The 18,549-nt window shown below is 72.4% G+C and carries 20 protein-coding genes; 3 read left to right on the forward strand and 17 right to left on the reverse strand.

The annotated features are described in order from the left end of the window. Positions 1-5: 5 nt before the first annotated feature. Together BJY18_RS10270 and BJY18_RS10275 are read right to left on the reverse strand one after the other, a co-directional pair. Entirely contained in the window at positions 6-809 is an 804-nt protein-coding gene (locus tag BJY18_RS10270; RefSeq protein WP_184779763.1) for a hypothetical protein, read from the reverse strand. After that, positions 809-2,272: a hypothetical protein gene (locus BJY18_RS10275; protein WP_184784529.1), complete on the reverse strand. Its 1,464-nt coding sequence runs from the start codon at positions 2,270-2,272 to the stop codon at positions 809-811. The genes BJY18_RS10270 and BJY18_RS10275 overlap by 1 nt, the downstream gene beginning before the upstream one ends. A 78-nt stretch (positions 2,273-2,350) precedes the next feature. On the opposite strand from BJY18_RS10275, the gene BJY18_RS10280 reads away from it, so the two are divergent. After that, the gene (locus tag BJY18_RS10280; protein WP_184779764.1) at positions 2,351-2,788 is read left to right on the forward strand and encodes a PPOX class F420-dependent oxidoreductase; all 438 of its coding nucleotides are present in this window, start codon (positions 2,351-2,353) and stop codon (positions 2,786-2,788) included. Between the two features lie 359 nt (positions 2,789-3,147). On the opposite strand, the gene BJY18_RS10285 is transcribed toward BJY18_RS10280, so the two are convergent. From BJY18_RS10285 to uvrC, 5 genes are all read right to left on the reverse strand, one after another. After that, positions 3,148-4,134, reverse strand: coding sequence for an LLM class flavin-dependent oxidoreductase (locus tag BJY18_RS10285; RefSeq protein WP_184779765.1), 987 nt, complete (start codon positions 4,132-4,134; stop codon positions 3,148-3,150). 415 nt (positions 4,135-4,549) lie between these two features. After that, positions 4,550-5,539 (reverse strand): DNA-binding protein WhiA, encoded by a 990-nt coding sequence (gene whiA / locus BJY18_RS10290; RefSeq protein ID WP_184779766.1) that lies wholly within the window; start codon positions 5,537-5,539, stop codon positions 4,550-4,552. A 36-nt stretch (positions 5,540-5,575) separates the two neighbouring features. After that, entirely contained in the window at positions 5,576-6,529 is a 954-nt protein-coding gene (locus BJY18_RS10295) for a gluconeogenesis factor YvcK family protein (RefSeq protein WP_184784530.1), read from the reverse strand. A gap of 1 nt (position 6,530) precedes the next feature. Then, positions 6,531-7,388, reverse strand: a complete 858-nt coding sequence (gene rapZ / locus BJY18_RS10300; RefSeq protein WP_184784531.1) for an RNase adapter RapZ — start codon at positions 7,386-7,388, stop codon at positions 6,531-6,533. Positions 7,389-7,438: 50 nt separating this feature from the next. Further along, on the reverse strand, positions 7,439-9,484 hold the full coding sequence (gene uvrC, locus BJY18_RS10305) for an excinuclease ABC subunit UvrC (protein WP_184779767.1): 2,046 nt from the start codon (positions 9,482-9,484) through the stop codon (positions 7,439-7,441). Between the two features lie 140 nt (positions 9,485-9,624). On the opposite strand from uvrC, the gene BJY18_RS10310 reads away from it, so the two are divergent. Then, the gene (locus tag BJY18_RS10310) at positions 9,625-10,404 is read left to right on the forward strand and encodes an exodeoxyribonuclease III (protein WP_184779768.1); all 780 of its coding nucleotides are present in this window, start codon (positions 9,625-9,627) and stop codon (positions 10,402-10,404) included. 7 nt (positions 10,405-10,411) lie between these two features. Here the strand turns inward: BJY18_RS10310 and BJY18_RS10315 are convergent, their stop codons facing one another. The 9 genes from BJY18_RS10315 to fmt all read right to left on the reverse strand — a co-directional run bounded on the left by BJY18_RS10315 (position 10,412) and on the right by fmt (position 17,497). Next, complete coding sequence (locus BJY18_RS10315) at positions 10,412-10,771, reverse strand: group I truncated hemoglobin (RefSeq protein WP_184779769.1); 360 nt, start codon at positions 10,769-10,771, stop codon at positions 10,412-10,414. A 121-nt stretch (positions 10,772-10,892) separates the two neighbouring features. After that, positions 10,893-11,342, reverse strand: coding sequence for a PH domain-containing protein (locus BJY18_RS10320; RefSeq protein WP_184779770.1), 450 nt, complete (start codon positions 11,340-11,342; stop codon positions 10,893-10,895). Between the two features lie 5 nt (positions 11,343-11,347). Beyond that, a complete protein-coding gene (gene ribH, locus BJY18_RS10325) occupies positions 11,348-11,854 on the reverse strand; it encodes a 6,7-dimethyl-8-ribityllumazine synthase (RefSeq protein WP_184779771.1) in 507 nt (168 codons plus the stop codon). Further along, the gene (locus BJY18_RS10330) at positions 11,851-13,185 is read right to left on the reverse strand and encodes a bifunctional 3,4-dihydroxy-2-butanone-4-phosphate synthase/GTP cyclohydrolase II (RefSeq protein ID WP_312873807.1); all 1,335 of its coding nucleotides are present in this window, start codon (positions 13,183-13,185) and stop codon (positions 11,851-11,853) included. The genes ribH and BJY18_RS10330 overlap by 4 nt, the downstream gene beginning before the upstream one ends. A 31-nt stretch (positions 13,186-13,216) precedes the next feature. Further along, positions 13,217-13,822: a riboflavin synthase gene (locus tag BJY18_RS10335; protein WP_184779772.1), complete on the reverse strand. Its 606-nt coding sequence runs from the start codon at positions 13,820-13,822 to the stop codon at positions 13,217-13,219. A 73-nt stretch (positions 13,823-13,895) separates the two neighbouring features. Then, the gene (rpe, locus tag BJY18_RS10340) at positions 13,896-14,567 is read right to left on the reverse strand and encodes a ribulose-phosphate 3-epimerase (protein ID WP_184784533.1); all 672 of its coding nucleotides are present in this window, start codon (positions 14,565-14,567) and stop codon (positions 13,896-13,898) included. A gap of 76 nt (positions 14,568-14,643) precedes the next feature. After that, positions 14,644-15,153, reverse strand: coding sequence for a flavoprotein (locus BJY18_RS10345; protein WP_184779773.1), 510 nt, complete (start codon positions 15,151-15,153; stop codon positions 14,644-14,646). Further along, positions 15,150-16,574, reverse strand: a complete 1,425-nt coding sequence (locus BJY18_RS10350) for an RsmB/NOP family class I SAM-dependent RNA methyltransferase (RefSeq protein WP_184779774.1) — start codon at positions 16,572-16,574, stop codon at positions 15,150-15,152. Before BJY18_RS10350 ends, BJY18_RS10345 begins: the two co-directional genes overlap by 4 nt. Next, the gene (gene fmt / locus BJY18_RS10355) at positions 16,571-17,497 is read right to left on the reverse strand and encodes a methionyl-tRNA formyltransferase (protein ID WP_184779775.1); all 927 of its coding nucleotides are present in this window, start codon (positions 17,495-17,497) and stop codon (positions 16,571-16,573) included. The genes BJY18_RS10350 and fmt overlap by 4 nt, the downstream gene beginning before the upstream one ends. A 124-nt stretch (positions 17,498-17,621) precedes the next feature. Here fmt and BJY18_RS10360 point away from each other — a divergent pair, with 124 nt between their 5' ends. Next, entirely contained in the window at positions 17,622-18,080 is a 459-nt protein-coding gene (locus tag BJY18_RS10360) for a GatB/YqeY domain-containing protein (RefSeq protein ID WP_184779776.1), read from the forward strand. Positions 18,081-18,174: 94 nt separating this feature from the next. On the opposite strand, the gene BJY18_RS36775 is transcribed toward BJY18_RS10360, so the two are convergent. Then, a complete protein-coding gene (locus BJY18_RS36775; protein ID WP_246458826.1) occupies positions 18,175-18,528 on the reverse strand; it encodes a hypothetical protein in 354 nt (117 codons plus the stop codon). Positions 18,529-18,549 lie beyond the last annotated feature (21 nt).

Raw genomic sequence — 18,549 nt, forward strand, 5'->3', positions numbered from 1 at the left:
CCCTCCTACTGCAGCGTCTCCGAGGACGCCGTGCGCAATGTCCCCCCGGCACCGGCGACCGCCACGACATCGAGCGCCAGCAGATCGTCGAACGCCGCATCCGCGGCCAGCTCCCGCACCTGGACCTGATACCGCGGCGTGGTGCGGTAAGTACCGCCCTGCTCGTCGCTCACCGGCACCAGGAACCCCTGGTCGGCGAGGAACCGCAGCGCACGCGCCACCATGCCACGGGTGGTGTCGGCAGCCATCCGGCCGTCCTTCGTGGCCGCGGCGGCCGGACGGCGGGCGTACGCACGCCACGCCTGCTCCAGCTCCGGCGCATCCGCCAGCGGGTCGTTGTTCGCTTCGGCCTCCTGCGCGCGCTCGTCCAGCACACGCGCGGCTTCGCGCACCATCGCGTCGACCTGCTCCACGCTGACGCGGCCGATGTAGGTGTCGTTGGCGAGGTCGTCCGGACGCGGGTAACCGAGCGCGGCAGCGGCAAGGTGGATCAGGCCGTGCAGCACCTTCTCGGTCTCGCGGCGTTCACGGATCTTCGCCTGCCGCGCGTAGCTGTCCATCTTGATCTCGAAGACGGACTCGTCGGTCGCGGCGAGCACACAGCCGGCCTGCTGCGTCACTTCGAGCACCATGAGCCCCAGCCCGGCCGCGACCGCGTGCGTGAGCGCCTTGAACGCGTTGTCCTCGCCGTAGCGGCGCACGAGCTCGCCGTACACGACGTCGCGGGCAGGCAGCTGCTTCGGGCGCATGCCGAACGCGACGAGGCGCGCGGCGGCTTCGGCATCGACGCTCGTATGCGTCACGGGCATCAGGCGACCTCCTCGGTCTCGTCATCCGCGCGGTCGACCAGGGCGGTGTACAGCAGCAGATCCGCCCCACCGAAGTCCGGATCGTCCAGCAGTGTGCCGTCGTCGACCGCGAGCAGCACTTGGCGTTCCCCCTGCCGGCGCGCGGCACCGACCTCGGGACTGTAGGCGTGCAGCGCACGCAACGCGACCAGGGAAGGCAACCCGGGTTGCCCGCTCCGCCGCGCGTCCTCCAGCAGACCCGACAGCCGGCGCGGCACGTCCGGCAGCTCCAGCAGGTCGTCGGCCAGCCGCCACACCTCGTCGCCGAAGCGGTCGTTCGTCTCGGCCGGCACCAGCTCGGGTTCGGGGATCTCGCCGATCAGCTGGTCGCGCTCCGGCGCCGGCCGCAGCAGCAACGAGACCAGCGACGACAGCGACGGCACCACCGGCGGGGCGATCCCGGCGACGGCGTGGAAGAAGTGCTCCGCGGGGGCGACCGCGTCGGCCAGCGGCAGCTCCAGAGCGGGCATCAGCAGCTGGCCGAACAGGTCCAGCGTCGCCCGCTGCGGCGGCCCGGAGAACTGCTGGCGGTCCTGTTCGGCGCGGAACACCGCCCCGGCGTCGGCGAGCCGCGACTGCAGCCGGGTGTGCCGGCGGATGCAGTCGGCGACGATGTCCACCAGCTCGGCCGCACGGCGCTTGTGGTCGGCGTCCTCGGACTCGTCCCGCGCGGTCGTGATGTTCTTCAGGATCGCGTTCTCCGCGCGGAACCGGGACTCGATGTGCCCGAGCGCCGACTCGATCAGCTCCGGCACCTCCCGCTCCCAGTCCACCGCGCGCACGTCGCGGCGGGTGGCGTCGAGCTTGGCCCGCAGCGTCTCGCCGTACTGCACGGTGCGGTAGCGCGCCTGCTCGGCGGCGAGCTTCGCGTCCGCCAGCCTGCCGCGGTTGATCAGGTTCTCCAGCTTCACCTCGGCCGCGATCTGGGCCGATTCGACGTCGGTGTCCAGCGCGCCGACGAGCACGTTGATCGCCTCGTCGGTGGCCCGCAGGTACACCTCGCCGTCCGGGGCGGCCAGCTCGACGAGCAGCTTGAAGTCGAACTGCCGGCGCTGGTAGCCGGCCGGGCCCAGCGCGCCGTAGACCCGCCGGAAGCCGCGGTCGGTGGTGCCGACGTTGATCAGGTTGTCCAGCACCCATTTCGCGACGCGCACGTGCTCCTCGGGCATCCGCGACGGCGACTGGGCCGCGATGAACGGCAGCAGCCGGTCGATCACCTCGTCGTGCCCGGCGCCGGTGTCGAAGTCCATCGCGATGGTGACCTGGTCGATCGTGTGCAGCGCGATCTCGGCCATCTGGTAGATCGTCGCGTCCGCCCAGTCGAGCTTGGCCTTGCGCGCGTCGAGGTCGTGCAGCGGCGCGGTGCAGGCGAGCGCCTTCAGCCGGCGGGTCAGCCCCTCGTCGGCCAGGCCCGCGGCGGTCATCTCGTCGTCTCGCACAGCAGGCCAGGCTAGTCGGCCACGCTGCGCGCACGCGCGGGTGAGCCGCTAAGGTCACCCCGTATGCGTGAGATGAGCCGCGACCAGTGGTGGGCGTTCGCGAGCGAGGGCACCCGGACCGGCAAGCTGGGCCTCGTCCGGACCAACGGCGCGCCGATCGTGACTCCGGTGTGGTTCCTGCTGCACGAGGGCGCCGAGGGCGACGAGCTGATCTTCACCACCGGCACGGACACGCTGAAAGGCAAGGTGATCCGCCGCGATCCGCGGATCTCCCTCGTCGTCGACGACGAGCGCCCGCCGTACTCCTACGTGCAGTTCACCGCCGAGGCGCGGCTGCACGGCGACCTCGGCGACATGCTGCAGTGGGCGACCCGCCTCGGCGCCCGCTACATGGGCGAGGCGAACGCGGAGGAGTTCGGCAAGCGCAACGCGGTCCCCGAGGAATCCCTCATCCGGGCGAAGATCACGAAGGTGGTCGCCCGGGCGGACATCGCCGGGTAGCTCCGCCTCGCGGCCCGGACCCGCGTCCGCATCCGCCGGGGTTCGACGCGACGGCCGCGCCGGATTCGCAGAGTGACCACTCGTGTCGCTCTTGACACGGTCGTGGCCGAGGGTGTGTGATCTCCCTGTTAAATAGGAAAGTTTCCTAACTAAGAGCTTCCAGCTGCGGGCCGGCCGTGGTTCGGAGGGAAGTTCCGCCGGGATGGGCCACGCCCGCACCCCGGGTGAGAGTTTTCCCCGGTACCGGACACGCCTCGGTACCGGGGACAGTCGTGGCAGGGGTGACCGGAGCGGCGCCGGTCACCCCTGCCACTCCCCACACCTTGCCACTGATGCCATTCCGCTCCGCGGGGCGCGGGTCAGAATCCGGCGACCAGCTCGTAGGAGTGCAGCCGGGCCGCGGCGTCGTAGACCGGGGTGACGATCATCAGCTCGTCCGCTGCGGTCTGCTCGGCCAGTTCGGACAGGCGGCCGGCGACGTACTCGGGGTCGCCGTGGGCCTGTGCCGCGCGGAAGTGGCCGAGCTGCTCGGCCATCTCCGGGGTGAACTCGTGCGCGGCGGCCTGGTCCGGGCTGAGCAGTTCGGTGTCCTGTCCCCCGGTGGTGAGGATGCCCGACTTCAGCACGTTCATCGGGCCGACGAGGTGCTGGGCCTGCGCGTCGGTGTCCGCGCAGACCGTTTCCACAGCCAGCAGCACGTGCGGCCGCGACCGCCACGGTGACGGACGGAAGGCCTCCCGGTACCGGGCGAGCGAGGCGGCGGTGTTGTCCGGCCGGATGTGGTGGGCGAACGCGAGCGGCAGTCCCCGTTCGCCGGCGAGCGCGGCCCCGGCCGGGCTGGACGAGAGCAGCCAGGGCTCCGGCGCCACGACCTCACCCGGGAGCACGCGCAACTTCGTGTCCCGCCCGAGGTACCGCAGAAGGTCGTCGAGATCGGAGTGGTATTCGGCCTCGTCGGCGGGTTCCGCGCCGCGGCGCAGAGTACGCAGCAGCTCCGGATCGACGGCGCCGGGCCCGCGGCCGATGCCGAGATCGGCCCGCCCGCCACTGAGCGCGGACAGCGTCGCGAACTGCTCGGCCAGCACGAACGGCGCGTGGTTGGGCGCCAGCACGCCGCCCGATCCGATCCGCAGCCGGGAGGTCACCGCGGCCACGTGCGAGGCCAGCACCTGCGGCGACGCACTGGCAATCGCCGGCGACCCGTGGTGCTCGGCGAACCAGAGCCTGCGGTAGCCCAGCTCGTCGAGCCGCTGCCCGATACCGGCCAGCGGGGCCAGCGCCTCGGCCGCCGTCCGCCCGGACTCCACCAGCGCCAGCTCGAGCACGGAAAGGGGAAGATCGCTCATCCTCCCACCGTAGCGAACCCGCCGTCACGGGCAGCATTCGTCCACAGTGGACTGAGTGGCGGACGACCCTATCGGTGCGGCTGCTCCGGCCAACGGCCCGGACGGCGCACGCCAAAAGCCCCGGAACCCAGCCGAAGTCAGCAAGTGGCAGGGGGACTACCGGCCGCCCGGCGCGACAACGGCAGCACGCCAGCTGCCCAGCGGTGCGCTCCCCGGCCACCCACCCGCAACGACACGTCTCGGCGATCACCAGCGCGAAAGCCGTGCTCAGGACCGCAACGCTTGCTGTCCGATCTTCCGGCCGGTGCCCGGTCCCGGGCCGGACCGCCACTCCGCGGAGGAAGTCACCACCCGGACCGAACAGGCGCCACGACCGGACCGGTCAGCGACGCACCCACGGCCGACCCCAGCCCGGTCAGACCTCTTCTTCGAGCATCTCCGCGGTCACCGCGGACTCGGTGTCCGGGATGCTCAAATCCTTCGCCCGCTTGTCCGCCATCGCGAGCAGGCGGCGGATGCGGCCGGCGACCGCGTCCTTGGTCATCTGGGGGTCGGACAGCTGGCCCAGCTCCTCCAGGGACGCCTGCCGGTTCGACAGCCGCAGCCGGCCGGCCGCCAGCAGGTGGTCCGGGGCGGTTTCGCCGAGGATCTCCAGTGCCCGTTCGACCCGGGCGGCGGCGGCCACCGCCGCGCGGGCGGAGCGGCGCAGGTTGGCGTCGTCGAAGTTGGCCAGGCGGTTCGCCGTCGCGCGGACCTCGCGGCGCATCCGGCGTTCCTCCCACTGCAGCACGCTCGTGTGCGCGCCCAGGCGGGTCAGCAGCGCGCCGATCGCGTCGCCGTCGCGGACGACCACCCGGTCCGCGCCGCGCACCTCACGCGACTTCGCCTGGATGCCCATCCTCCGGGCCGCGCCGACCAGCGCCAGTGCCGCCTCCGGACCGGGGCAGGTGACCTCCAGCGACGAGGACCGGCCCGGTTCGGTGAGCGAGCCGTGCGCCAGGAACGCGCCCCGCCACGCCGCCTCCGCGTCGGCCACCCCGCCGGACACGACCGCGGCGGGCAGGCCACGCACCGGACGGCCGCGCTGGTCGATCAGGCCGGTCTGGCGGGCCAGGCCTTCACCGTCCTTGACCACCCGCACGACGTACCGCGTCCCCTTGCGCAGCCCGCCGCTCGCGGTGACCACGTGCACGTCCGAATGGTGCCCGTAGAGCTCGTGGATCTCCTTGCGCAGCCGCCGGGCCACCGAACCGGTGTCCAGCTCCGCCTCGACCACCACCCGGCCCGCCACGATGTGCAGGCCGCCGGCGAAGCGCAGCATCGACGCGACCTCCGCCCGGCGTGGTCCCATCTTCGTGACCTCGAGCCGGCTCAGTTCGTCCTTCACCGCGGCGGTCATCGCCATCTGCTGCCCCTCCTGCCTTCCGCTGCGCGCCCGCCCTCAGCCACGGTGCTCCCCGATCGCCTCCCGTACGCACGTGGCGAGCGCACCAGGATCATGCCGTCCCGCCACGATCGGGTCGGCCACCGCCCCCAGCAGGGCGCGGGCCCCGAGCCGCCGTGCCGCGCGGTGCAGACTGGCCGGGTCGGGCACCGAATCGCGGTCCGCGATCACCGCGTCGACGCGCAGCGCGGGCGCGTGCTCGAAGAGTACGTCCAGGTGCCGCTCCGGGGAGAATCCGGCAGTTTCCCCCGGTTGGGGGACGAGGTTGAGGACCACGACCTTGGCCGCGGTGGTCCGCACGAGCGCGTCGTGCAGATCCGGGACGAGCACGTGCGGCAGCACGCTGGTGAACCACGAACCGGGCCCGAGGAACACCACGTCCGCGCCGAGCACCGCCTCGATCGCCTCCGCGCAGCCGGCCGGCGGCCGCTCGCCCCCTGCGCTCGAGTGCAGGCTGATCCGCTGTACCTGGCCCGGGGTGCTGGCCACCGCCACCTGGCCGCGGATCCGCCGGATCGCCTCCGGATCCTGGCTGTCCAGCCCGGTCACCTCGGCCTCGATCTCCAGCGGTTCCGGCGACATCGGCAGCACCCGCCCGGAAATCCCCATCAGCCGGCTCGCCTCGTCGAGGGCGGCGACCGGATCGCCGAGCACCTCGAACAGCCCGGCGAGCAGCAGGTTGCCCACCGCGTGCCCGGCGAGCGCGCCGTCGCCGCCGAAGCGGTGCTGGAACACCTCCGCCCACAGCTGTCCGCCGTCCTCGGCGGCGAACGCGGCGAACGCCTGCCGCAGGTCTCCCGGCGGCAGCAGGCCCAGCTCGCGGCGCAGCCGGCCGGACGAGCCGCCGTCGTCGGCCACTGTGACCACCGCGGTGACCTCGCGGGTCACCCGGCGCAGCGCGGTCAGCGTCGCGTGCAGCCCGTGTCCCCCGCCGAGCGCCACCGCGCGCACGTCACTCACGGCCAAGGTCGCGGTGCACCACCTTCACGGCCATTCCGTCCTCCTTGGACAGTCGCTGGGCGAGCTCCTCCGACAGCGCCACACTGCGGTGCTTCCCGCCGGTGCAGCCGACCGCGAGCGTCAGGTACCGCTTGCCCTCGCGCTTGTAGCCCGCGCCGATCAGCCGCAGCAGCTGGTGGTAGCGGTCCAGGAACTCTTCGGCGCCCTCCTGCGAGAGCACGTAGTTGCGCACCTCGCTGTCCAGCCCGGTGTGCTCGCGCAGCTCCGGGATCCAGAACGGGTTGGGCAGGAACCGCACGTCCATCACGAGGTCGGAATCCATCGGCAGACCGTACTTGTAGCCGAAGGACAGCACGGTGACGCGGGTCTGGGTGCTCGCCTCGGAGCCGAACGCGTCCTCGATCTTCGCCCGCAGGTCGTGCACCGACAGCGCGGAGGTGTCGAGCACGAGATCGGCCTCCTCGCGCAGCGGGGAGAGCAGCTTGCGCTCGGCGGTGATGCCGTCCGCGAGCCGGCCGTCGCCCTGCATCGGATGGCCCCGGCGGACCGCCTCGAACCGGCGCACCAGCACCGCGTCGGTGGCCTCGAGAAACACCACCCGCGGCTTGTACCCGCGGGCGTCCAGGTCCTTGATCACCGAGGCCAGGTCGTCGGTGAAGGCGCGCGAGCGCACGTCCATCACCACGGCCACCTTGGTGATCGCGCCGCGCGCCTGCGCGCCCAGCTCGACCATGGTGGCGATCAGCTCCGGCGGCAGGTTGTCCACGACGAACCAGCCCAGGTCCTCCAGGCACTTCGCCGCGGTGGACCGGCCCGCCCCGGACAGGCCGGACACGACCGCGACCTCCATCCCCGATCCCCGGTTGCCCTCTTGCGCACTCACGATGGTTCCTTCCCCGATCACGACCCCTGGTCCCCTCCGGCGCCGGTCTCTCCGGCCAGCGCCGCCACCACGGCTTCCGCGGTCCTCCTGCCGAACCCGGGCACCGCCTCGATCTCCTCGATCCTGGCCTGCTTGAGCTTCTTCACCGAGCCGAAATGCTTGATCAGCGCGGTGCGCCGAGCCTGCCCCAGACCGGGCACACTGTCCAATTCGGACGTCTGCATGCGCTTCGCGCGTTTCTCGCGGTGGTAACGGATGGCGAACCGGTGCGCCTCGTCCCGCAGCCGCTGCAGCAGGTACAACGCGTCGGACGTGCGGGGCAGGATCACCGGATCCGGATCACCGGGCAGCCAGATCTCCTCCAGCCGCTTCGCCAGCCCCACCACCGCGATGTCGGTGATTCCCAGCTCCGCCAGCACGTCCGCGGCCGCGGTGGCCTGCGGGCCCGCACCGTCGACCACGAGCAGGTTGGGCGGATAGGCGAACTTGCGCGGCCGTCCGGTCTCCGGATCGATCCCCGCCCGCACCGGCTCGGCCGCTTCGCTCCCGGATTCGGTCGCGGACTCGGTCGTGGACTCGACCGCCGACTCCGGCGGCGTGCCGGGCGTGGGTTCGGTGGTTCCGGTGTTTTCGGTGCTTTCCTTGAGGTACCGGTGAAACCGCCGCCGCACGACCTCGGCGATGGACGCGACGTCGCCCTCCTCGGCGGCTTCGCGCAACGCGAACTTGCGGTACTCGGACTTGCGCGGCAGGCCGTCCTCGAACACCACGAGCGAGGCCACCACGTCACTGCCCTGAATGTGGCTGATGTCCACGCATTCGATGCGCAGCGGCGCGCTGTCCAGCGCGAGGTAGTCCTGCAGCTCCTGCAACGCCGCCGAACGCGCGGTCAGGTCGCCCGCCCGGCGCAGCTTGTGCTGGGTGAAGGCCTCCGCGGCGTTGCGCGCCACGGTTTCCGCGAGCGCCTTCTTGTCACCGCGTTGCGCCACCCGCAGCCGTACCCGCGAGCCGCGCAGGCCGGTCAGCCATTCGGCGACGGCGTCGGCGTCCGCGGGCAGCTCCGGCACCAGCACCTCGCGCGGCACGACCGGACCCGTGTCCACGTCGTCGCGACCCGCACGGTCGGACTCCTCGCCGTAGAACTGCGTCAGGAAGTGGTCCACCAGCGCCGGGACGTCCATCTCCTCGGCCTTGTCGATCACCCAGCCGCGCTGCCCGCGTACGCGCCCGCCACGCACGTGGAAGACCTGGACCGCGGCTTCCAGCTCGTCGTGCGCGAAGGCGACCACGTCGGCGTCCGTGCCGTCGCCGAACACCACCGCCTGCTTCTCCATCGCACGGCGCAACGCACCCAGGTCGTCACGCAGCCGCGCGGCACGTTCGAACTCCAGCTCCTCCGACGCCGCGGCCATCTCCCGCTCCAGGCGCTTGACCATCGCGTCGGTGCGGCCGGCGAGGAAATCGCAGAAGTCCTCGACGATGGCCCGGTGCTCGGCGGCCGACACCCGGCCCACACACGGCGCCGAGCACTTGTCGATGTAGCCGAGCAGGCAGGGCCGGCCGATCTGGCCGTGCCGCCGGAACACCCCGGCCGAGCAGGTACGGGCGGGGAACACCCGCAGCAGCAGGTCGAGCGTTTCCCGGATCGCCCAGGCATGCGAGTACGGGCCGAAGTACCGCACGCCCTTCTTGCGCGCGCCGCGGTAGACGTGCAGCCGCGGGAACTGTTCGCCGAGGGTGACCGCGAGGACCGGGTAGCTCTTGTCGTCGCGGTAGCGGACGTTGAACCGCGGGTCGAACTCCTTGATCCAGTTGTACTCCAGCTGGAGTGCTTCGACCTCGGTGGTGACCACGGTCCACTCGACGCTGGCCGCGGTGGTGACCATCTGGCGGGTGCGCGGGTGCAGCCCGGCAAGATCGGCGAAGTACGAGTTCAGCCGGCTGCGCAGGCTCTTCGCCTTGCCGACGTAGATGACCCGCTTCCCGGCGTCGCGGAACTTGTACACGCCGGGAGCGTCCGGGATGCTCCCGGGCTGGGGTCGGTAGGTGGTCGGGTCAGCCACGGTACCCACCCTATGGGCCGCCTCCGACAGTTCCGCAGGGTGTCCCGGCCCGCTCGCCCGGACGGCAGTGGTGACCAGGGCCGAGGGCGGTTCACGGGCAACCGGCGGCGGCCGGGCACCGGCATGGGATGCTCGGCCGCATGCGCGTCGCCACCTGGAACGTCAACTCGATCGTGCCCCGGCTCCCGCGGGTGCTGGACTGGCTGGAGCACACCGCGCCGGACGTCCTGTGCCTGCAGGAACTGAAGAACACCACCGAGGCGTTCCCGGTCGAACCGGTGCGGTCACTCGGCTACGAGGTCGCCGCGTACGGGCTCGGGCGGTGGAACGGCGTGGCGATCCTGTCGAAGGTGGGCCTCGAGGACGTCGTACGAGGCCTGCCCGGCGAACCGCAGTTCGACGGGCAGGCCGAGGCACGTGCGATCGGCGCAACCTGTGGCGGGGTCCGGGTCTGGTCGGTCTACGTGCCGAACGGTCGCGAACCGGGAAACCCGCACTACGCCTACAAACTGGCGTGGCTGGCCGCGTTGCGCGACCTCGCCGGCGAGGAACTGGCGGCGGACCGGCCGTTCGCCGTGCTGGGTGACTTCAACGTGGCGCCGGCCGACGACGACGTGTGGGACCTCGAAGCCTTCGCCGGGTCGACGCACGTGACCGGGCCGGAACGCGCGGCACTGGCCGCACTGCGCGAGGCCGGGCTCACGGACGTCTTCCCACGGCCGCTGAAGTACGACCACCCGTTCACTTACTGGGACTACCGCGCGGGGAACTTCCCGAACAACCGCGGCATGCGCATCGACCTCGTGTACGGGAACCCGGCGTTCACCGGCGCGGTGACCGACTCCTACGTCGACCGCGAGGCCCGCAAGGGCAAGGGCCCTTCCGACCACGCGCCGATCGTGGTCGACCTCGCGCGCTGAACGCCGGTCACACCGGGGCCACGATGTCGCCGGCCAGCGGGGCGACCGCGCCGATGATCGTGTCCACCACCGGCTGCGGCACCCCGGCCTCCTGCAGCGCCTCGGTCAGGTACTTCGCGACCAGGTCGAAGTGCCGCTGCTCGATCCCGCGGCCACGATGGACCTCCTTCATCGTCCGGCCCCGGTACTCGTCCGGCCCGCCCAGCGCGGCGGCGAAGAACTCCACCTGCATGCCCTTCAGCCGGGGCAGGTTGGTGCCGCGGAAGAACGGCGCCAGGTCCGGGTCCGCGAGGACGCGCGCGTAGAAGTCGTCGACGACCGTGATCAGGGCTTCCTGACCGCCGATCTCGTCGTAGATGCTCGCCATGGAGGGTCTCCGTCCGATCCGCTGTGGTGGGCCGGACCCCAGGAAACCGGCAGCGTGTTTCGGCGGAATGAGCACGACGTCACCGGCAGGCAAGCAACGGCTCACCGCACCGGGACGCCGCTCAGGAACCCGTCGCCGCCCGGTGCAGCCGCCGCAACGCACGCACCGCGGCCACCGCACGTTCACGATCCACGGCCTGCACCGCCATCACCGAGAAGTACTCGTCGTCGGGCAGCTCCAGCCGGGCCCACGACGCGCCGTCCGGGAAACTCACCGACAGCACGTCCTCCCACGCGAAACGCCGCCGCGCCAGCACGTTCCGCACCTCGATGCCGGACTCGTCCGCGCGGACCCTGGCCAGCGCGAACAGCATGGTGCCGAGCGCCAGCAGCACGCCGATGCCGATCATCGCCACCTGGTCCGACGGCTCGAACACCACCCCGGTGCGCGAACTGCGCAGCAGCACCGCCACGACCACGAACACCGCGAGCAACACCACCGCCAGCACGCTGCACATGATCAGCGCCCGGCGCGGGCGGATCACGAGGGTGGTGGTCTCCTGTTCGGTCATGGTGCTCACACGAAACCCCGCTCGGTCCACGGCTGGCGCAGGCCGCGCAACACGTGCGCGGTGTCGAGCGCGGCCACTGTCGCCTCGAAGCCCTTGTCCTCCGGGGAATCGGGCAGACCGGCGCGGTCCAGCGCCTGCTGCTCGGTGTCGCAGGTGAGCACCCCATTGCCGATCGGTGTGCTCTCGTCGAGCGCGACCCGGGTGAGGCCCGCCGTGACCGCGTCGCACACGTACTCGAAGTGTGGCGTGCCCCCGCGGATCACGACACCGAGCGCGACGACGGCGTCGTGGTTGCGGGCCAGCGCCTGCACCGCGACCGGCAGCTCCACCGCGCCCGCGACGCGGACCACCGTGGGCTCCTCCTCCAGCTGGGCTTCCTTCGCCGCGACCAGCGCGCGCTCCAGAAGCGCGTCGGTGATCTTCGCGTGCCAGCGCGTGGCGACCACAGCCAGCCGCAACGCCTTGCAGTCACTCAGGTCGAGCGCGGTCTCCGGCCGCCCCTCGCCGCTCATCGCGTCGTCTCCTCGTCGGTCCCCGTGCCGGCCGCGCCGACCTGGTCGTAGTGCTCCAGCTGTGCGAGGTCGTGGCCCATCCGGTCCCGCTTGGTGCGCAGGTACCGCAGGTTCTCCGGATTCGGCGAGATCGGCAGGGCCACCCGGCCGGTGACACGCAGCCCGTAACCCTCCAGCCCGACCCGCTTGGCCGGGTTGTTCGTCAGCAGCCGCATCGAGCGCACGCCCAGGTCGCACAGGATCTGCGCGCCGGTGCCGTAGTCGCGCGCGTCGGCGGGCACGCCCAGCGCGAGGTTCGCGTCGACGGTGTCGGCGCCCGCGTCCTGCAGCTGGTAGGCCTGCAGCTTGTGCAGCAGGCCGATCCCCCGGCCCTCGTGCCCGCGGATGTACAGCACGACGCCGCGGCCCTCGTCCGCCACCGCCTGCAACGCCGCGTCCAGCTGCGGGCCGCAGTCGCAGCGCAGCGAGCCGAACACGTCGCCGGTCAGGCACTCCGAGTGCACCCGCACCAGCAGGTCCTCGCCGTCACCGACGTCGCCGTAGACGAACGCGACGTGCTCGATGCCGTCGAGCAGGCTGTCGTAACCGACCGCGCGGAATGTCCCCGCAGCGAGCGGGATCCGCGCCTCGGCGACCCGCTCCACCTGCTTCTCGGTACGGCGCCGGTAGGCGATCAGATCGGCGATGGTGATCACGCGCAGATCGTGGTCGGCCGCGAAGACCTCCAGCTCGTCGCGGCGGGCCATGTCGCCCTCGTCCTTCTGCGACACGATCTCGCACAGCACGCCCGCCGGGTGCAGCCCGGCCAGCCGGGCGAGATCCACCGAGGCCTCGGTGTGCCCCGGACGACGCAGCACGCCGCCTTCCTTCGCACGCAGCGGCACCACGTGCCCGGGACGGCGGAAGTCCTTCGCGGTCGCTTCCGGATCGGCCAGCAGCCGCGTGGTGTGCGCCCGGTCGGCACCGGAGATCCCGGTGGTCACGCCCTCGGCGGCGTCCACCGTGACGCTGTAGGCGGTCCCGCGCTGGTCCTGGTTCGTGTGGTACATCGGCGGCAGGTCGAGCCGGTCGGCCTCCTCCTCGGTGAGCGCCACGCACACGTAACCCGAGGTGTAGCGCACCATGAACGCCAGCAGTTCCGGCGTCGCCTTCTCCGCGGCGAAGATCAGGTCGCCCTCGTTCTCGCGGTCCTCGTCGTCGACCACGACCACCGCACGCCCGGCCGCGACGTCCGCGATCGCCGCCTCGATGGCGTCCACGTCGAAGCCCCCGACGGCCCCGCACGGGGTCCATCCCGTCTTCGGCTCGGCCGCCGCCTTCGTCTCGCTCACGGGTGCTCCTCACCTGCCTCGGGGAACGACGTCACACATTGTGCGCGCTCGCCGCCACGTGTGGGGCAGTGAGCTTCTCCACGTACTTCGCGACCACGTCGACTTCCAGGTTCACCGGGTCGCCGTCCTCGCGCCTGCCGAGCGTGGTGGCCTCCAGCGTGGTCGGGATCAACGCCACCGAGAAGCGGTCCCCGGACACGCTCGCCACGGTGAGCGAGACGCCGTCCACGGCGATCGAGCCCTTCTCCACCACGTACCGGGAAAGCGCCGCGGGCAGCGCGAACGTGGTCACGCCGTGCTCGTCGCGCGAGAGGAAGACGCCGGTGCCGTCCACGTGTCCCTGCATGATGTGCCCGCCGAGCCGGCCGCCGGCCGGGGTCGCGCGCTCGAGGTTGACCGTGTCCCCCACCGTCACCTTCGAGAGGCTGGAACGCTGAAGTGTCTCGTTCACCACATCGACGGTGAACTCGCCGCCGGAGACAGTGACCACGGTCAGGCAGACGCCGCTGACCGCGATCGAATCACCGTGCGCGGCGTCTGAGGTCACCAGCGGACCACGCACGGTCAGCCGGGCCGCGTCGGTCAGCTGCTCGACCGCAGTGACCTCGCCGACCTCTTCGACAATTCCCGTGAACACTGCTGCCCTCCTCGCCGGGCCACCGTCGGCGGTGGTCCCTCCATCCAACACCTGCGTGCCCCTCGGGTCTCGTTCAGCCCACGCGGTGCCGCGCGGCCTGCTCGCGCAACGCGGCGACCGCCCGGCCCGGGTCATCGGCGCCGTAGACGGCCGACCCGGCCACGAAGCAGTCCACACCGGCTTCGGCGGCCTGTTCGATGGTGTCGGCGTTGATCCCGCCGTCGATCTCGACGACCAGCTTGAGGTGGCCGGTGTCCACCAGCCGGCGCGCGGTGCGCACCTTCTCCAGCACGTCGGCGATGAACGACTGCCCGCCGAAGCCCGGTTCGACCGACATCACCAGCAGCGTGTCGTAGTGCTTGAGCGTGTCCAGGTGGTTTTCCAGCGGCGTGCCCGGCTTGATCGACAGACCCGCTTTCGCCCCCGCGGCGCGCAGGTCCTTGGCCAGCTTGACTGGGTCGTGGGCTGCCTCCGCGTGCACGGTCACGTTGTACGCACCGGCCTCGGCGTAGCCGACCGCCCAGCGGTCCGGGTCCTCGATCATCAGGTGGCAGTCGACCGGGACGTCGGTGACCTTCAGCAGGGACTGCACCACCGGCAGGCCGAGGGTCAGATTGGGCACGAAGTGCGCGTCCATCACGTCCACGTGCACCCAGTCGGCCCGGGTCGCCCCGGGGTGCGCGACCGCCGCGATCTCCTCGCCGAGCCGGGCGAAGTCCGCGGACAGGATGCTGGGTGCGATCAGGGGTTCGGCCACGCTTCGAGTCTAGGAGGCACCCGCCGTCACCCGCCCACCGGCCGAATCGCGCGGCCGCGCCGGTTCACGGTCCGGGCGGGGGCAGCAGGTCCAGTGCCGCGGTCCACGGGCGGCGCGGGTCGAGCCGCAGCAGCCGGACCCCGGCCGCGGTGAGCGTGTCCAGGTGCGGCTGCCAGGCCGGGTGGTGCACGCGGGTGTCCTGGATCTGATACGCCACCGCGATCGTGGTCCCCGGCGTGCCCAGCACGTCGCCGAGCAGGGTGAGGGCCTGGTTGTCGGCGACGCCGAGGGCGAGTTTGGCGATCGAGTTCGCCGACGCGGGCGCGAAGAGGAACACCCGCGGGTCCGGATGCGGCCGGGGCTGTCCCGGCAGCCGGGAGGTGGTGCGGATCGGCAGGTCGGTGGTCGCGGCGAGGTCCGCGAGCCCGCCTGCGGTCTCCAGCCACTGCCCGGCGGTGGGCGTGAGGGTGATCGCGAGCCGCCAGCCGCGGGCGGCCGCGGGCCGGGCCAGCTCGGCGGTGAAGCGAGTGTCCAGCCCACCGCACGAGCTGGCGACCAGGCCCAGGTCGGTCACGGCTTGCGCAGCAGGGCGCAGAACATCGCGTCCGTGCCGTGCCGGTGCGGCCACAGCTGCACGTACGGCCCTTCGCCGAGCTGCGGCACGCCGGGGAAGAACCCGCGCGCGTCCAGCACCTCGGACTTCGTACGGCGCGCGATCTCCCCGACCACGCCCTCGGTCTCGGCGAGGTGCGGCGAGCACACGACGTAGGCCACGACGCCACCGGGCCGCACCAGGTCCAGCGCGGCCACGAGCAGTTCGCCCTGCAGCTTCGTGAGGTCCGCGACGTCCGAGGGCTTGCGCCGCCACCGTGCTTCGGGACGGCGCCGCAACGCGCCGAGACCACTGCAGGGGGCGTCGACGAGGACCCGGTCGTACCCGGGTTCGAGCCCGGACTCGCGGCCGTCGCCGACGTGCACGGTGACCGGCAGGCCCGTCGTGGCGTTCTCGACGAGCCGGGCACGGTGCGGCGCCTTCTCCACGGCGTCCACGCGCGCACCGCTGATCTTCGCGAGCGCGCCCAGCAGCGCGGCCTTGCCGCCGGGGCCGGCGCACAGGTCGAGCCACCGCTCGTCGGAGCCGGACAGCGGCGCCTTCGTGGCCGCGACCGCGCACAGCTGGCTGCCCTCGTCCTGCACCGCGGCAAGGCGTTCACGGACCGGTTCGGCGTCCGCCGGATCGCCGGCGCCCGCGGGCAGCCGTACCCCGTAGGGCGAGTACGGCGCGGGGTCGCCGCCGGTGATCGCGGCCAGTTCGTCGGCGCTGATCTCGCCGGGCCGGGCGACCAGGTGCACCTCCGGCCGTTCGTCGTCGGCTTCCAGCGCGGCCTTCAGGTCCGCGCCCTTGTCCCCCAGCGCCTCCGCGAACGAACGCGCCACCCAGCGCGGGTGCGCGGTGCGCAGCGCGTAGGCGCCGATCGAGTCCTTCTCCTCGTCCGGCGCGAGCTCGTCGAGCCACTGCGCTTCGTCCTTCGTGGACACCGTGCGCAGGATCGCGTTGGCGAAACCCGTTGCCCACGAACCCGCTTCCGCCCGCACGAGGTCCACAGTGGACCCGACGGCGGCGTGCTCGGGGATCCGGGTGCGCAGCAGCTGGTACGCGCCGAGCCGCAGCGCGTCGAGCACCACCGGGTCGGTCTTCTCGAGCGGGCGGTCGACACAGGCCGCGATCACCGCGTCGAGCAGCCCCTGCGCCCGCGCGGCACCGTAGGTCAGCTCGGTGGCCAGCGCCGCGTCGCGGCCGGTCACCCGGCGTTCCCGCAGCAGCTGCGGCAGCATCAGGTTGGCGTACGCGTCCTTCTCCCGCACCGCGCGCAGCACGTCGAACGCGACCTGCCGGGCGGCGTCGATCTCCGGCGGGCGGCGTGGCCCCGATTTGCGCGGGGCCGGACGGCTCCGCTGGGGCCGGGCCGGCCTCCGCTGTCCACGTTCGTTCACCGCAGGCGCTCTCCTTCGTCGATCCGCGTTCCGCGCGCCCAGTCGGTGGCCGCCATCCGTTTCTTGCCCGGCGCCTGGACCTCGCCCAGCCGCACCGGTTTCGTCGCTGTGCCCACGAGCACCCGCTTGCGCTCCACGACCAGCTCGCCGGGCGCGGGCCCGGGCTCGTCGAGCACCGTGACCGGCCCCAGCTTGAACCGCTCTCCGCGGAATTCCGCCCACGCACCGGGTTCCGGGGTGACCGCGCGGACCAACCGGTCGACGGCGGCGGCCGGGTCGGCGAAAGACACCCGCGCGTCCTCCACCGTCACCTTCGGCGCATAGCTCACGCCCTCACCGGGCTGCTCGACCGCCTGCAGGGTGCCGTCCTCGATGCCGTCCACAGTGGACTGCAGCAGGTCCGCGCCCGAACGGGCGAGCCGCTCCAGCAGCACGCCCGCGGTGTCCGCGGCGGCGATCTGCTCGGTGACGACGCCGAACACCGGGCCGGCGTCGAGCTCCTTCACGATCCGGAACGTGGACGCGCCGGTGATCTCGTCGCCCGCGCGGATCGAGGCCTGCACCGGCGCCGCCCCGCGCCAAGCGGGCAGCAGCGAGAAGTGCAGGTTGACCCAGCCGTGCGCCGGGACGTCGAGCGCCCGCTGCGGCAGCAGCGCGCCGTAGGCCACCACCGGGCAGAGGTCCGGGGCCAGCTCCCGCAGCCGGTCGAGGAAGTCCGGGTCGCCGGCCCGCGCGGGGGTGAGGACCTCGATGCCGTGCTCGTCGGCGAGGGCACCCACCGGGGAACGCAGCACCTTGCGCCCGCGCCCGGCTTGGGCGTCCGGCCGTGTGACCACGGCGACGACCTCGTGCCGCCCGGACGCGAGCAGCGCGCGCAGCGACGGCACGGCAGGCTCCGGGGTGCCGGCGAAGACGAGTCGCATCACCGCACCTCCGGCAGGGAAAAGGGGATTTCAGGCTGGTCGGGCATCGGGAACGAGTCTAGAAGACCCGCTCACGGCGGCGCGGTGCGGGCGGCGCGGTGCGGTGGGTGCCAGTATCGGGTTCATGACCACGCTGAAGGCGACCCTGCATGACGACCTGACGACCGCGATGAAGGCCCGTGACCAGCTGCGCTCGGCGACACTGCGGCTGACGCTGTCGGCGATCGGCTACGAGGAGACCGCGGGCGACGCCGCCCGCGAACTGTCCGACGACGAGGTGCGCAAGGTCATCACCCGGGAGGTGAAGAAGCGCCGGGACGCCGCGGACGCGTTCGCGAAAGCCGGCCGCGCCGAGTCCGCGGAGCGTGAGCTGGCCGAGGCGGAGGTGCTCACGGCGTACCTGCCTGCCCAGCTGCCGGACGACGAACTGCGGGCACTGGTGACCGAAGCGGTGACCGAGACCGGTGCGTCCGGAATGAGCGGCATGGGCGCGGTGATGAAAGCGGTCCAGCCGAAGATCGCCGGGCGCGCGGAGGGCGGTCGCGTGGCGGCCGAGGTGAAACGGCAGCTGGCCGCGGGCTGACGACCGCGTCGGCGTCGATGCGCGCAGTCCCTGGCCGCTGCGGGCGATCTCCGAGGCGCCGCCGTGGACACCAGCGCCGTGAGCCCCGCGGCAGTCAGGCCCGCACCCAGGAGCCGGACTCGTGGACGGACTCGCGATCGGGGTAGTGGGCACGCTCGCGGGCGGGCTCACGGGCGGGGTGGCGAGCCGATTCGCGCTCGGGGCGGCGGTCGGACCGGCGTGGCTCCGAACCCAGCCGCCAGGCCCAGCGCCAGCCCGCCCAGACGGCGGCCGCCGAACCGGCGAACGTCACCAGGAACGCCTGCCCGACCACTCCGTCGAGCGGGGCGAGCCGCAGCAGCACCAGCAACGCCCAGACCTGCGCCACGGTGAAGGGCACGACCAGGGCCACGGCATAGACTCCGCGACGCCAGCGAACCGGCTGCGGCGTGGGAACGAACGGGTCCATGAGCGCCTCCCTCAAGTGCCT

It is taken from the genome of Amycolatopsis jiangsuensis, assembly GCF_014204865.1.
Lineage (GTDB): Bacteria > Actinomycetota > Actinomycetes > Mycobacteriales > Pseudonocardiaceae > Amycolatopsis > Amycolatopsis jiangsuensis.